Raw genomic sequence first — 13180 nt, forward strand, 5'->3', positions numbered from 1 at the left:
GCTCAGGCCGGCTGATTGATCCAGGCATAGCCGAAACGATAGCTGTCCCTGCCGCGGCCGTAGAAATAGGGCACGTCGATCGCCGATGTCTCAGGCGCGGAGGCGCCGAGATTGGTCTGGAGCCATTGCGCCATATCAGGAGGCAGCGCTTCGCTGCCTCCCTTCGGTATCAGCCAGACAAGGAGAAGCGGTCGGCGGCCGGTCAGATCCGGATGGAAGCCGGGATAATCGACGGAGAGGACCGGTACCCCGGCAATATCCTGCCTGACATTGCCGGCAAGAAGGCTATCGCCGGCAAGGATTGCCGCCGGTTCCGCCTGTTGACGCAGGTTTTCCAGCATCGCGGCATAGGGCCTGTTCAATCGTTCGTAATGACCGGTGAAGCGTGCCGTCGCGACGCTGCCGTAAAGGATCGCCGGCACGCCGATCATGATGACGGCGACTACGAGCATGAAGCGCCGGAAAGCCTTGCCGGTCTCAACGCCCGCGGCCTCGACCTTCAGGCAGAGATAGAGCGGCAGGATGAAAAACATCGGTACCAGCCAGCGATCCTTGATGCCGGCCGCACCGCCGAAGACGACCAGAAACAGAATGCCGGTCAGGAAGACGAGCATCATCCGCTCGACGAGTCGCGTCCATTCCGAGCCGGCAGTAAACGCCTGGCGAAGGCGCTTGCCGAACACCATGGCGAAGACCGCCACCGTCAATCCGGCAAAGCTGATGACGGCGAGAGCGAGCGAGCTGATGCCCATGGCGACCTGCATGGGATAGCTCGCATGGCCGCTCGCGGTCATCTTCTCCAGCGTGCGTGCTGTAGCGAAATCGAGATTGTCCTTCAGCCAGAAGAGGTGCGGCAGGGTAATGACGAGGGCCACGACAGCCGTCAACACCAGCCGCCAATCGAAAATCCGCGGCCGCAGGCGCTGATCCGCCAGGGCGGCAATTAGTGCTGCCGCCGGCAGGATGGCGAAATTATACTTGGCAAGCAGGCCGAAACCGATGCCGATACCGGCGACCAGATAGGAGGCAAGGCTTGGCTGCTTCAGACTGCGGATGAAACCGTAGAAGAAGATGCTGGCTGAAAAGAAGACCGCGACCGTGTGCGTCAGGTCCCGCTGCATCTCAAAAACCATCTGCGGGATGGTCAGCAGACCGAGTGTTGCGATCGCCACCATCGCCTTGTCGCGCAGGACGAGCCGCGCCGTCAGGCCGTACAGCAGATAAGAGCTGAATAACAGGAGGTTCTTGACGACGGACAGGGCAGCCAGCGAAACGCCTGTAAACTGGAAGACGGTATATTGCAGCCAGTTGTAAAACGGCGGCTGCGGGCCGTAACCGGCGGCGAGCCATTGCGAGCGGAAGGCCTGTTCGGCCTCGTCGAGATCGAGCGAATGCGAGGTTGCAAGCCGCACGCCGATCTGAAGGACGAAATAGGCGGCCAGCAGGACGAAAATCCATCTGATGTCGCGGAGGCTGGTCTCGGTCAACTATCTCGCCCCCGGCCGAACCCAGGCATAACCGAGAGCGAAATTGTCGCCCTGGCGGCCGAAATGATAGGGAAGCGACAAGGCGTCGACTTCCTGCGGCGCGATACCTGCCGCCGCCAGCGCCAATGAAAACCGCTCCGGCATGACCGCATCCGCGGCCGTTGCCGTCTTTTTGCCGCGCCAGACGATGAGCACCGGCCCGCCTGCCGTCGCATAGGCCGGAATACCGGGTGCAGGGAAATCCGGGATCACCACGGGCACGTCGGGAAGCTGCAGGCGCATGTTGCCGCCGACATAGGTATCCGAGGCGATCACCAGCACAGGTTCGGCCTGCCGCGTCATATCGCGCGCGAGATCGGCCATCGGCACATTCGGCCTGCTATAGGTGCCGATCAGCCCGGCGCCGACGACGCGGAAGCCGAGCGCGACCAGGACGCAGGCCATCAGCACCGGCACGACAGGCCGGAAGCGGCGCAGTCCGGCGGAAAGGTCGAGCCCGCCCGCCTGCATCTTTGCCAGGAAATAGATCGGCAGCACCAGCAGGAATGGGTCGAGCCAGCGTTCACGCACCGTGGTGGAGCCGGTGAACAGCACGATCAGAAGAATGCCGGCGAGGCTCGCGAGCATCATTCGCTCCAGCATCCCGGTCCAGCGGTTTCCGGCTGAGAGCGCCCGGAAGAAGTCCCGGCGGAAGGCGGCGGCGAAAATTGCGACGGGCAGTGCTGCAAAGGCGATGATGGCGACGACAAAGGCAAGAATACCCTTGCCGATTCGCAAGGCGCCGACCGGTTCATTGCCGGCGGCCATCTTGACCAGAGTATCGGAAGAGGCGAATTCGAGGTTGCTCCGCAGCCAGATCGCGTGCGGCAACACGATGACGAGCGCGACGGCGATTGCCGCCAGCAGACGCCAGTCCAGCGCCCGGCGCCGCCATTCGGCATCGGGCAGGATGGCGATCAGCGCCACGACGGGCATGAGCGCAAAATTATATTTCGAGATCAGCCCGATGCCGGTGGCAAGCCCGAGCAGGAGGTAGCTACCGATGCCGGGCCGCTCGAGCGTGCGGAAGAAGCCGTAGAGGAAGAGCGAGCTGGCAAAGAGCAGCGCCGTCGTGTGGGTCAGATCCTGCTGCGCCATGTAGGAAACCTGGGGCAGGGTGATCAGCGCCATCATCGCGACGGCGGCAAGCTTCTGGTCCTTCAGTGCCTCGCGCCCGGCAAGGCCGTAAAAGAGGTAGCACAGGAAGAGCAGGATGTTCTTCGGGATAATAAGGGCGCCCATCGACAAGCCGGTTACCGAAACGACGGCATATTGCATCCAGTTGTAGAAGGGCGGCTGCGGGCCGTAGCCCGCCAGCAGATATTGCGAGAAGAAGGACTGCTCGGCCTCATCGAGTTCCAGCGCGTGCGGGAGTGCCAGCCTGAGCGCGATGTTCAGCACAAAATAGGCTGCAAGCAGCAGCGCCGCGGTTCTGATCGTCCTCGTCGCGCGGTCCAGCATCATGCTGCCGGCTTACGCTTGGCTTTGATCGTCGAAGATCTGCCGGACGATGTAGTTCGGGGAGGCATCGTCACGATAATAGGTGCGTGCGATCATTTCCGCCAGAATGCCGGTGGTGATCATCTGCACCGACGAAAGGAGGAGAACGACCCCAACCATCAGCATGGGTCTGGTGCCGATATCGTTGCCCAGGATGAACTTGTCGAAGCCGAGATAGAGCAGGATCAACATGGCAACCGCGCCAAGACCGAGACCGAGCGAGCCGAAGAAGTGGCCGGGCCGCGCCTTGTAGCGCATGAAGAACATGACAGACAGCAGGTCGAGGATGACGCGGAAGGTGCGCGAAATGCCGTACTTTGAAACGCCGTGCGCGCGAGCATGGTGGGTGACGGCCATCTCGCCGATCCGCGAGCTCGGAACAACGCCGGCGACCCACGCCGGGATGAAGCGGTGCATTTCGCCCATCAGCTTCACCTGCTTGATGATCGAGGCACGGTAGATCTTCAGGCTGCAGCCGTAATCATGCAGCTTGACGCCGGTGATGCGGCCGATCAGGTAGTTGGCGCACCAGGACGGGATCTTGCGCAGGAACAGGCCGTCCTTGCGGTTCTTGCGCCAGCCGACCAGGAGGTCGAGTTGGCGCCGCTCCAGCTCGGAGACCATCGAAGGGATATCCTTCGGGTCGTTCTGCAGATCGCCGTCCATCGTCGCGATCAGCCGGCCGCGGGCGGTATCGATGCCGGCCTGCATGGCGGCGGTCTGGCCGAAATTACGCTGCAGCTCGACGATCCTGAGCGCCAGGCCCTCGCGTCCGACGAATTTGCGGGCGTTGACGAGCGTCGCATCCGTGCTGCCGTCGTCGACGAGGATCAGTTCCCAGTGATGAGGATACTCGGCCATCGCCGCAACGATGCGCTCGACCAGCGGGCCGACGCTTTCCTCTTCGTTGAAAACGGGCACGACCAGCGACAGCTCGAGCGATTGTACCGGATCATTCGTGCCGCGAATGGGCTCTAGCGTTGTCTGCAACTTTGCATCTCCAAAAGGCCGGGCGGCCTTGCAATCTTACTGCCGCCACCGCGCTTGCGGAAGCCTACTACATGAAGTGTCCGGCCGTTGCCAGCGGGCAATGCCGCTTTCCCCGCAATCGGCCGACTTGCCGCAACCCTACTTCGCGCCGCCTTCCACCCAGGAATAACCAATCGAGAACGTATGTTTGCCGTCACCGAAAAGATAGGGAAGGGTCAGCGTCTTCACCTCCTGCAGATGAATACCCGATTTCACGAGATCATCGGCAAAGTCGGGAGAAATGGTGGGGTCATTTGCGGTTTCTCCGCGCCAGACAACGAGCACAGGACCCTTCGCAGCCGCATATTCGGGAACTCCGGGCCCTGGAAAGAATGGGATCACGACGGGAACGTCGGGGAATTCCAGCTTCATGTTGCCGGCCACGAACTTGGTTCCCGCCACGATGAGAACCGGCTTGCGGGTCGCGGTCAGTTCGGCCACGTAGCCGGAGAAGGGCACGTTCGTTCTCGTATAAACGCCGGTATATTGCATGGCGACGATCCTGAGCAGAAGGATCGCCAGGATGACGACCATGAAGACCGGCACCACTGGCCGGAAGCGTGCCAGGCCGGCGGAAAGATCGAAGCTCGCGGTTTCGAGCTTCAGGAGCAGATAAATCAGCAGGACGAGCAGGCACGGGTCGAGCCAGCGCTCGTGGATATCGCTCGCGCCGGCGAAGACGACAACGCCGGCGAAGGCGATCAGGCTGACGATCATCATCCGCTCGATGACCCGGATCATCGGACTGGACGCGGAAAACGCACGGAAGAAATCCAGTCGGAAGGCTGCTGCGAAGAGAACGATCGGCAATGCGACGAAGCCGAGGACGGCGATTGCGAGGGACAACAGCCCCTGTCCGATACGGGGAAGGCCAGCGGCGGCCTCGTGCTCGGCGGTCATCCGCTCCATGGTCGGGGCCGAAGCGCTGACGAGGTTATCGGGCAGCCAGAGCGCATGCGGCAGAATGATCAGCATGGCGATTGCGAATGCCGGCAGCAGACGCCAGTCCAACAGCCGGCTGCGCCACTTTCGGTCCACCAGGACTGCGACGAAGGCGGCAAACGGCAGGATGGCGAAATTGTATTTGGAAATGAGGCCGATGCCGGTGGCGATGCCGACGACGAGATAGCTCCCGATCGTCGGCTGACGAAGTGTGCGGAAAAAGCCGAAGAGGAAGAGCGAGGTCGCAAACAGCAGGGCAACGGTGTGGGTCAGTTCGCGCTGCGCCATCAGGCCAACCTGTGGCAGGGTAATCAGGCTCAGCATGGCGATAGGCGGGAGCAGACGGCTCTTCAGCACCTCGCGGGCGGCCAGCCCATAGAAAAGATAACAGCCGAAGAGGATGATGTTCTTCGGAACCGAGAGCGCCCACATCGTGATCCCGGTCACCGAAACGATGGCGTATTGGATCCAGTTGTAGAAGGGCGGCTGCGAGCCGTAGCCGGCCAAGAGATATTGCGAGTAGAACGATTGTTCCGCCTCGTCGAGATCGAGCGTATGGGGCAATGCGATGCGGAGCACGATGTTCAGCAGGAAATAGACTGCCAGAAAAATGCTCGCGCTCCTGATGTTTCTGGTAATGCGCTCCAACATCGATCTCCAAGTCAAGCCGGCAAGGCGCCGTGATTTGTCGGTCTGCCGCCGCGGTTGTCGGCCTTGAAGCGATCTCGCCGCCCGTGGCTTCAACTCCGCCGTTGTGCCCAACCTTCATTTCTCCTAAAACGCCTGGCAATGGAGCCGAGGCTCATGCCGACGCCAAGCGAGGAATGCCTACTACATGAAGAGTTCGATCGTTGAAAGCCAGCAATCCTGGTTTATGCGCAATCGCATGACGGCGCTGACGGTCGCAATTGTCGCAGCCTATGCGCTCTTCGTGCAATGGTTCTGGGGTTGGCCCGTCATCATCAGCCAATGGGCCGATGTCGGGGCAGGCCCGGTGATCGGTGCGCTCGTGGCGTTGACGAGCACCTATTTCCTGCGCACCTGGCGCATCTACGATTATTTTCCCAAGGAAACGGCGGGCCGGTTCGCAATCCTCTTCCGCGTCACGCAGATCCACAATCTCCTGAATATCATGCTGCCCTTCCGCACCGGCGAGACCAGCTTTCCGTTGTTGATGCGCACCGAGTTCGGCATCCCGCTGGCCCGCGGAACCTCGGCGCTCCTGGTCATGCGGCTGCTCGATCTGCACGCGCTCCTGGCGGCGGCCGGTATCGGCTTTGCGCTCGCTGCGGCCGATGCGCTTGTCGCGTGGTCGCTTTGGTCAGGCTTCCTGCTGCTGCCGGTCGCGGCCTTCGCTGCACGCAAGCCGCTTCTGCGGGTCGCCGCGAGGCTGTTGCCGGAAAAGGCGCAGAAATTCGTCGTCGAAATCGAAAACGGTCTGCCGCTCGATGCCGCCGCCTTTGCGCGCGCCTGGGCGATGACCATCGTCAACTGGCTGGTGAAGGTGATCGTGCTCGCATGGGCGCTCGGCCTGATGGGCGTGCTGCCGATGGCGGCAAGCTTCGGCGGCGCGCTCGGGGGTGAACTCTCCTCTGTCCTGCCGGTGCACGCGCCGGGCGGCGTCGGCACCTATCCGGCCGGCATCACCGCCGGTGCCATTGCGCTCGGAGCATCGGGTGAGCGGATGGCTCTGGCCGCGCTGGCGCAGGCAAGCGTCAACGCGCATCTCTTGATCATCGTTTCGGCGCTGACGGGCACCGCGATCTCACTGCCGCTCGGGCGCCGCGGCAAGCTCTGAAATCCGTTTCCGCAGAAATGCCTGCTCCGGCTCCTGCCGACAAAGCAACAGCGCCGTCTGATAGGCGGCGATCGCCTCTTCGGTGCGGCCGAGCCTGCGCAGGAAATCGGCGCGCGCCGAATGGGCGAGGTGATAGGCCGTGAGCTCCTGGCGGCCCAGAATGGCATCGATCAGATCCAGTCCCTTTGCCGGCCCGTCCGCCATAGCGATCGCCACGGCGCGGTTGAGTTCCGCGATCGGCGATGGCTGCGCCGCCAGCAGCAGATCGTAATAGAAGGCGATCCGCCGCCAGTCGGTCTCATCGGCCGTCGGCGCCCTGGCATGCTCGGCAGCGATCGCCGCCTGCACCGTATAGGCGCCGATCTCTGCCGCCCGCATCGCCTCGGCGAGCAGCGCCAGGCCTTCCGCGATTTTCACACGGTCCCAGAGCGAACGGTCCTGGTCGGCGAGCAGCACCAGCGATCCCTGCTGGTTGCTGCGTGCCAGGCGGCGGGAATCCTGCAGCAGCATCAGCGCCAGCAGCCCACGGGCGTCAGGATGCGGCAGCAGCGCCAGAAGCAACCGCGCCAGCCGTATCGCCTCGGCGGTCAGGTCGGCGCGGACCACATCCCCGCCTGATGAGGCGGAATAGCCCTCGTTAAAGACGAGATAGATGACGTGCAGCACCTGATCGAGCCGCTGAGGCAGTGCGTCGCGGCCCGGCACTTCGTAGGGGATATTCGCGGCCCGTATCCTGTTCTTGGCGCGCACGATCCGCTGGGCGACCGTCGGCGCCGAAACGAGAAACGCATGGGCGATCTCTTCGGTGCTCAATCCGCAGATTTCCCGAAGCGCCATCGCCGTCTGGGCATCGGAGGGGATAGCGGGATGACAGCAGGTGAAGATCAGCCGCAGCATGTCGTCCTCGATCGCTTCCATATCGCCGATCTCCGTTTCGTCGACGCTGTAGAGGCTGTCCTCGATGTGCTGCTGCGAGGCATCGAATCGCGCTCGCCGCCGAATGGTGTCGATCGCCTTGAAACGTCCGGTCGAGACGAGCCAAGCGAACGGGTTAGCGGGGATGCCATCCGTCGGCCATGTCCGGGCGGCCGCGGCAAAGGCATCCTGAAGCGCTTCCTCCGCCCGATCGAAATCCCCGAGCAGGCGGATCAGCGTCGCCAGCACCCGGCGCGACTGGGTTCGATAAATCTCTTCGATCACGCTCTCCAGAGGCGCTCCTCCTCACTGCGGCGCGGTGAGGGTCCGCACGGGCCTGAGCTCGACCGCGCCGAAACGCGCCGAAGGGATCCGTCCGGCAATCTCTTTCGCCTTTACGAGATCTGGCGCCTCGATGACGTAGAAGCCGGCGAGGTGTTCCTTCGTCTCGACATAGGGCCCATCGGTGGCGGAGAGCGTATTGTTTCGAACGCGCAGCACCGTCGCCTGGTCAGGCATCTCCAAGGCATCGGAATGGATCAGGATGCCATCGCGGCGAAGCTCCTCATCGAAAGCGAAATGCGCTTTGATGAGTTCACCGGTTTCATCAGGCGTCAGCCTGCCATCCGTGTCGGCGCTGTTATAAATCATGCAGATATAACGCATGGCTATTTCCCATCCTGGATGGCGTAAGTCGGGCGCACTTCGATTGAGGAATATTTGAGGATCGGAAAGCTCGACGCGATCGTCTTCGCCTCCTCGATATTTTCTGCCTCGATCAGCACAAAACCGCCGAGATGCTCCTTGATTTCGGCAAATGGGCCATCGGTCGCTGAGACTTCGCCATTGCGCAGGCGGACCGTGATCGCTGTTAACGGTTCATGCAAGGCGAGCGCCACCTGCAGATGGCCGCTCTCGCGCCAGCGATTGTCGCTGATGATGCACTCCTGTGTGAGCGCATCCCATTCGGTCTGAGGGACCAGCTTGCTTTTTTCGGTGTCGAACCAGATCTGGCATAGAAATTTCATCGGTTTGTCCTCATTGAGCTGCGAATTCGTGGATTGGCCGCACCTCGATCGCGCCCAGTTTGGCGAGTGGAATGCCGGCGGCAACGCGGATCGCGTCGTTAAGGTCCTTCGCCTCAATCAGAATGAAGCCGCCGAGCGCTTCCTTAGTCTCGGCGAATGGGCCATCCGTCACCGACGTCTCGCCGCTGCGCACCCGAACCGTCACCGCCGAGGTTGGCGGCTGCAGCGCCTGGGCGACGATCATGTGCCCGCTTTCGACGAGGTCCCTGTCGTAGTGCAGTGAATTTGCGTCGAGTTCGGCCTTCTCCTCTTTGGTCATGGCGTCGAGTATCGCGCCATCGAACCAGACTTGGCAGAGATATTTCATCGCGGGGCAGCCTCCTTGCAGGGTTTCAATACCTCTGGACGAATGGGGTGCGGGCATTTCGACAGCGTCAGGACAAATCTTTTGTGCCGGTCACCTGTCGAAATCGCAAGATAGCGCTCGACAAGGCTTCGTTGAAACCTGTCGAGGAGAATGGCAATGAGTATTCTTGAAATCGCGCTGGCAAGCCAGATATGGGCGCGCCGCCATGAGAAGCGCGGGCTGGCATTCGATGAAAGCGGTGGGCTGAAGGCCCTTCTGCGCGTCGCTTTTGTCTTCGTCGCCTTCACCCTGTTGATTGCAGGGCTGAACGTTGCCGCCGGCAGACCGCAAATGCTTGCGCAGAGTTCGGCGCCTGTTGCGACCGGCCGGTGAAGAAAAGGCCTATTGGAAGGCCGTCTCGAAGAAGCTGCGCAGTTTGCGCGAATGCAGCGCTTCCGGCGGCATGGCCGCAAGCTTCTGGACGGCACGGATACCGATCTGCAAATGCTGGTTCACCTGCGTGCGGTAAAAGGCCGTCGCCATACCAGGCAGCTTCAACTCGCCGTGTAGCGGCTTGTCGGAGACGCAGAGCAGCGTGCCGTAGGGCACGCGGAAGCGGAAGCCGTTGGCGGCGATCGTTGCCGATTCCATGTCGAGCGCGATCGCGCGCGCTTGGGAAAGCCGCTTCACCGGCCCGCGCTGATCGCGCAGTTCCCAGTTGCGGTTGTCGATCGTGCCGACGGTGCCGGTGCGCATGATGCGCTTCAACTCGAAACCCTCGTAACCGGTGATTTCGGCCACGGCCGCTTCCAGTGCCACCTGCACTTCGGCGAGCGCGGGAATCGGCACCCAGACCGGCAGGTCGTCGTCGAGAACATGGTCCTCGCGCATATAGGCATGGGCGAGAACGTAATCGCCTAGCCGCTGGCTGTTGCGCAGGCCGGCGCAATGGCCGAGCATCAGCCAGGCATGCGGGCGCAGCACGGCGACGTGGTCGGTGATCGTCTTGGCGTTGGAGGGGCCGACGCCGATATTGATCATGGTGATCCCGGCATGACCCTTCTTCTTCAAATGGTAGGCCGGCATCTGCGGCAGGCGGGCAAGTGTCGCATCCGTTTCCGGCGCGCTCGAGCCGGGCAGGGTGACGATGTTGCCGGGCTCGACGAAGGCGGTGTAACCGTCGCCGCCCTCCGCCATCAGCTTGCGCGCCCAGCTGCAGAATTCGTCGATATAGAACTGGTAGTTGGTAAACAGCACGAAATTCTGGAAATGCTCGGCATGCGTCGCCGTATAATGCGACAGCCGGGCCAGCGAATAGTCGATGCGCTGCGCGGTGAATGGCGCAAGCGGCGAGGGCTCGCCCGGCGGCGGGATATATTCGCCGTTGGCGATCTCGTCGTCGGTGGTGTTGAGGTCGGGCGTGTCGAAGATATCGCGCATTGGAACATCGACAAAGGCTGAGGCCGATGCTTCCACATGCGCGCCCTCGCCGAAGGCGAAGTGCAGCGGGATCGGCGTCGACGATTCCGAGACGACGATCGGAACATTGTGGCTCCTAATCAACAGTGACAGTTGCTGCTTCAGATAATGCTTGAAGAGCTTCGGCCGGGTGATCGTCGTCGTGTAGATGCCTGGCGCCGTGACGTGGCCGTAGGAGAGGCGCGAGTCGACATGGCCGAAGCTCGTCGTCTCGATGCTGACCTGCGGATAGAAGGCGCGGTAGCGCGAGGCGATCGGAGCGCCTTGGGCAAGCTCGGCGAAGTTTTTGATCAGGAACGCCGTATTGCGTTCGTAAAGCGCTGTCAGCGTCTCGACGGCCTTGGCGGGATCATCGAAACTCTCGGGCTGGAAAGGGGGCGGAGAGGAAATGTCGAGGGGCGACAGGGGGGAGATTCGTTTGTTCATGACGCATTATAGAGAGTTGTCTTTGACAAGCAAACGACGCCGCGCCGGCGGAATCCGATTTTTTCTCTTAAGAGTCTGATGTCAGTCACCGCACCGTCGGTGCGCAGAAAGTTCCGCTTCTCTCCAGGCAGGTATAGCTCGCGCCGAAATGCGACTGCGTGCCGCCGCCGCCATTGTGCACGACGACCGCCGAAAATGTGACGGCGAAGATCGCCGCGAACAGAGTGATGATTGTGAAACGTCTTGCCAGAATATAGAAGTTCATCCCGGACCCCCAATACGCAACTTAACCGTGACATGAGTTTTGCCACACCTCGGCTGAACGAGTGCTGAGATGCCGGTTCATCCGCCGTTCAGCTTGCGGGGCGGGGTCTGGCGATTGCAATGAGGATCGGCAAGCCTGGAAGACGTCGAGGCATACCGGCATTTCGGCCGGCATGATTACGTTTTTGGATGATTGTTGCGTCGGCCTTATCGCGTCAGAGCCGTGTCCAGGTCTGCGTCTTGCAGAGGATCTTCATCACGCAGCCCTGCATCTTCAGTGAATTGCCGGAAATCTTTCCTGAGCCGCTATAGGTCTTGTCGGCGGCTGGGTCGGTGATCTCGCCGGCATAGCTGCCGCCGGTCCCGGCAAATGTGCCGATCTTGCGGCCGGTATATTTGCCGGTTTTCAGCGTCACGCAAAAGCTCCCGCCGCAGGCGGCAATCACCGCCGTTTCGCCGGAGGCCGTCTTCCAATTGCCGACGATAGGTTCCTCGGCATAGGCTGTCCCCGCGATCACGGCGATAGCGCCGGCAAGAACGAGACTGCGGATCATCTTTTCCTCCCTGATGTCTTCTGACCGGTCGCGAAAATAACTGACGCGAACGTAAAGGTAAATAGAGCCGGCTGTCCGTTCGCCGCTCGCTGAATGCAGCCGAAGGCCGACCATAGAACTTTTAAACCCGTCGCCTGCTGATTTCATGATGAACGATCTGTTTATTTCCAAATCTGAATCTTTTGTAAAATTTGAGCGAAAAGGCCTAGATCACAGGGAATCCGATGTTTAACAAAAACCCAATTTTACCAAGCGTTTGCAGTTTGTTTGTCTCAAATTAATCATGCATTTTAGGCGTTTTTTGAAAGCCATTTGGCATAGTCAAGCCATCAGACGAGCGGGGCAAGCCCGCCGGACCGGAAGGGCCGCAAAGCCGCGATAGACGGCAGGGCCCGAAGGTAAAACAGGGTAAGTCGTAAACAGGCTAACAGGGATAAAACCGATGGCACGCTTTGAAATGCACAATGCTGAAACGGCCACCATGGGTGGCGACAACAACAGCGCCGATGTCTTCTGCGAAATGGGTCTGATGTATGCGACCGGCCGCGGCTGCGCCGTCGATCTCATTGCCGCCCACAAGTGGTTGAACATCGCCGCGATCAAGGGCAACGACCGCGCCGCCGAGCTTCGCGCCGACGTGGCCGCCGCCATGAACAAGATGCAGCTCGTGGAAGCACTGCGCGCTGCCCGCGAATGGATGACGGTGCACTGACGCATCGACCGAAAATCTGAAGCCGTTTCAGACGGAACGATACGTCAGCTCGACGTGTTGGAGCGCCGCCTGTCCAAAAGGACGCACGGCGCTTTAACAGATGTTTTCCAAGCTGTCGGTATTGGCGTGCCTCGGACGTCCTTCGTTAGACGAGGCAAGACCTGGTCGATTGCAACGACACCTTGGAGATCAAAACATGGCGCTCAAGCGAATGGACAACGTGGGAATCGCCGTCGAAGACCTCGGAGAGGCGATTGATTTCTTTGGCGAACTCGGCCTCGAATTCGAAGGGAGGGCCACGGTCGAAGGCGAATGGGGCGGACGTATCACCGGACTGGGCGATCAGCGCGTCGAGATTGCCATGATGCGCACGCCGGATGGCCACAGCCGGCTCGAGCTCTCCCGCTTCCTGGCCCCGCCTGTCATCGCAGATCACCGGAACGCACCGGTCAACGCCCTCGGCTACCTCCGCGTCATGTTCGCAGTGGATGACATCGACGAGACGCTTGAAAGGCTCCGCAGGCGCGGCGCGCAGCTCGTAGGAGAGGTCGTTCAGTATAAGGATGCATATCGGCTCTGCTACATCCGCGGACCTGAGGGGATTCTGATCGGCCTCGCCCAGGAACTCAGCTGAACGCAACACCCAGACAAATGGCGAAGA

Annotated in this window: 15 protein-coding genes; 4 read left to right on the forward strand and 11 right to left on the reverse strand. The window is 61.3% G+C overall.

Features of this window, described 5'->3' with window-relative positions; genetic code table 11:
* Window positions 1–2: 2 nt before the first annotated feature.
* From HJB91_RS27715 to HJB91_RS27730, 4 genes are all read right to left on the reverse strand, one after another.
* Entirely contained in the window at window positions 3–1487 is a 1485-nt protein-coding gene (locus HJB91_RS27715) for a glycosyltransferase family 39 protein (RefSeq protein WP_221156499.1), read from the reverse strand.
* On the reverse strand, window positions 1488–2987 hold the full coding sequence (locus HJB91_RS27720; RefSeq protein ID WP_221147752.1) for a glycosyltransferase family 39 protein: 1500 nt from the start codon (window positions 2985–2987) through the stop codon (window positions 1488–1490).
* A gap of 12 nt (window positions 2988–2999) precedes the next feature.
* Complete coding sequence (locus tag HJB91_RS27725) at window positions 3000–4016, reverse strand: glycosyltransferase family 2 protein (RefSeq protein ID WP_221156500.1); 1017 nt, start codon at window positions 4014–4016, stop codon at window positions 3000–3002.
* 138 nt (window positions 4017–4154) lie between these two features.
* Entirely contained in the window at window positions 4155–5648 is a 1494-nt protein-coding gene (locus HJB91_RS27730) for a glycosyltransferase family 39 protein (protein WP_221147741.1), read from the reverse strand.
* Window positions 5649–5832: 184 nt separating this feature from the next.
* Between HJB91_RS27730 and HJB91_RS27735 the strand changes: the two genes are divergently transcribed.
* Entirely contained in the window at window positions 5833–6795 is a 963-nt protein-coding gene (locus tag HJB91_RS27735) for a lysylphosphatidylglycerol synthase domain-containing protein (protein ID WP_221147740.1), read from the forward strand.
* Here HJB91_RS27735 and HJB91_RS27740 read toward each other — a convergent pair.
* The 4 genes from HJB91_RS27740 to HJB91_RS27755 are packed head-to-tail and all read right to left on the reverse strand — an operon-like array spanning window position 6763 to window position 9105.
* Window positions 6763–8004, reverse strand: coding sequence for an RNA polymerase sigma factor (locus HJB91_RS27740; protein WP_221156516.1), 1242 nt, complete (start codon window positions 8002–8004; stop codon window positions 6763–6765). The two genes, HJB91_RS27735 and HJB91_RS27740, sit on opposite strands and share 33 nt — an antisense overlap.
* A gap of 12 nt (window positions 8005–8016) precedes the next feature.
* The gene (locus HJB91_RS27745; RefSeq protein ID WP_210628543.1) at window positions 8017–8376 is read right to left on the reverse strand and encodes a YciI family protein; all 360 of its coding nucleotides are present in this window, start codon (window positions 8374–8376) and stop codon (window positions 8017–8019) included.
* A gap of 2 nt (window positions 8377–8378) precedes the next feature.
* Window positions 8379–8738, reverse strand: a complete 360-nt coding sequence (locus tag HJB91_RS27750; protein WP_221156503.1) for a YciI family protein — start codon at window positions 8736–8738, stop codon at window positions 8379–8381.
* Window positions 8739–8748: 10 nt separating this feature from the next.
* A complete protein-coding gene (locus tag HJB91_RS27755) occupies window positions 8749–9105 on the reverse strand; it encodes a YciI family protein (protein ID WP_210628541.1) in 357 nt (118 codons plus the stop codon).
* Window positions 9106–9261: 156 nt separating this feature from the next.
* Here HJB91_RS27755 and HJB91_RS27760 point away from each other — a divergent pair, with 156 nt between their 5' ends.
* Complete coding sequence (locus tag HJB91_RS27760; RefSeq protein WP_221156505.1) at window positions 9262–9477, forward strand: hypothetical protein; 216 nt, start codon at window positions 9262–9264, stop codon at window positions 9475–9477.
* A gap of 9 nt (window positions 9478–9486) precedes the next feature.
* Here the strand turns inward: HJB91_RS27760 and HJB91_RS27765 are convergent, their stop codons facing one another.
* The 3 genes from HJB91_RS27765 to HJB91_RS27775 all read right to left on the reverse strand — a co-directional run bounded on the left by HJB91_RS27765 (window position 9487) and on the right by HJB91_RS27775 (window position 11807).
* Window positions 9487–10989 (reverse strand): AMP nucleosidase, encoded by a 1503-nt coding sequence (locus HJB91_RS27765; protein WP_221147739.1) that lies wholly within the window; start codon window positions 10987–10989, stop codon window positions 9487–9489.
* 85 nt (window positions 10990–11074) lie between these two features.
* Window positions 11075–11254, reverse strand: coding sequence for a hypothetical protein (locus HJB91_RS27770; protein WP_064809967.1), 180 nt, complete (start codon window positions 11252–11254; stop codon window positions 11075–11077).
* A gap of 214 nt (window positions 11255–11468) precedes the next feature.
* Entirely contained in the window at window positions 11469–11807 is a 339-nt protein-coding gene (locus HJB91_RS27775) for a DUF2147 domain-containing protein (RefSeq protein ID WP_221147738.1), read from the reverse strand.
* A 442-nt stretch (window positions 11808–12249) separates the two neighbouring features.
* Between HJB91_RS27775 and HJB91_RS27780 the strand changes: the two genes are divergently transcribed.
* Both HJB91_RS27780 and HJB91_RS27785 read left to right on the forward strand, forming a co-directional pair.
* The gene (locus tag HJB91_RS27780) at window positions 12250–12519 is read left to right on the forward strand and encodes a sel1 repeat family protein (RefSeq protein WP_210628537.1); all 270 of its coding nucleotides are present in this window, start codon (window positions 12250–12252) and stop codon (window positions 12517–12519) included.
* Between the two features lie 196 nt (window positions 12520–12715).
* Window positions 12716–13153, forward strand: coding sequence for a VOC family protein (locus HJB91_RS27785; protein WP_221156507.1), 438 nt, complete (start codon window positions 12716–12718; stop codon window positions 13151–13153).
* Window positions 13154–13180: the final 27 nt, after the last annotated feature.

Origin of the sequence: Rhizobium sp. NLR10b, from assembly GCF_019685435.1 — a bacterium.
GTDB lineage: Bacteria > Pseudomonadota > Alphaproteobacteria > Rhizobiales > Rhizobiaceae > Rhizobium.

What these genes read in the sequence shown, in the direction of transcription:
- HJB91_RS27720 (WP_221147752.1), bottom strand. Translation starts at nt 2,987, where the DNA reads ATGCTGGACCGCGCGACGAGGACGATCAGAACCGCGGCGCTGCTGCTT.
- HJB91_RS27730 (WP_221147741.1), bottom strand. Translation starts at nt 5,648, where the DNA reads ATGTTGGAGCGCATTACCAGAAACATCAGGAGCGCGAGCATTTTTCTG.
- HJB91_RS27735 (WP_221147740.1), top strand. Translation starts at nt 5,833, where the DNA reads ATGAAGAGTTCGATCGTTGAAAGCCAGCAATCCTGGTTTATGCGCAAT.
- HJB91_RS27745 (WP_210628543.1), bottom strand. Translation starts at nt 8,376, where the DNA reads ATGCGTTATATCTGCATGATTTATAACAGCGCCGACACGGATGGCAGG.
- HJB91_RS27750 (WP_221156503.1), bottom strand. Translation starts at nt 8,738, where the DNA reads ATGAAATTTCTATGCCAGATCTGGTTCGACACCGAAAAAAGCAAGCTG.
- HJB91_RS27755 (WP_210628541.1), bottom strand. Translation starts at nt 9,105, where the DNA reads ATGAAATATCTCTGCCAAGTCTGGTTCGATGGCGCGATACTCGACGCC.
- HJB91_RS27760 (WP_221156505.1), top strand. Translation starts at nt 9,262, where the DNA reads ATGAGTATTCTTGAAATCGCGCTGGCAAGCCAGATATGGGCGCGCCGC.
- HJB91_RS27765 (WP_221147739.1), bottom strand. Translation starts at nt 10,989, where the DNA reads ATGAACAAACGAATCTCCCCCCTGTCGCCCCTCGACATTTCCTCTCCG.
- HJB91_RS27770 (WP_064809967.1), bottom strand. Translation starts at nt 11,254, where the DNA reads ATGAACTTCTATATTCTGGCAAGACGTTTCACAATCATCACTCTGTTC.
- HJB91_RS27775 (WP_221147738.1), bottom strand. Translation starts at nt 11,807, where the DNA reads ATGATCCGCAGTCTCGTTCTTGCCGGCGCTATCGCCGTGATCGCGGGG.
- HJB91_RS27780 (WP_210628537.1), top strand. Translation starts at nt 12,250, where the DNA reads ATGGCACGCTTTGAAATGCACAATGCTGAAACGGCCACCATGGGTGGC.
- HJB91_RS27785 (WP_221156507.1), top strand. Translation starts at nt 12,716, where the DNA reads ATGGCGCTCAAGCGAATGGACAACGTGGGAATCGCCGTCGAAGACCTC.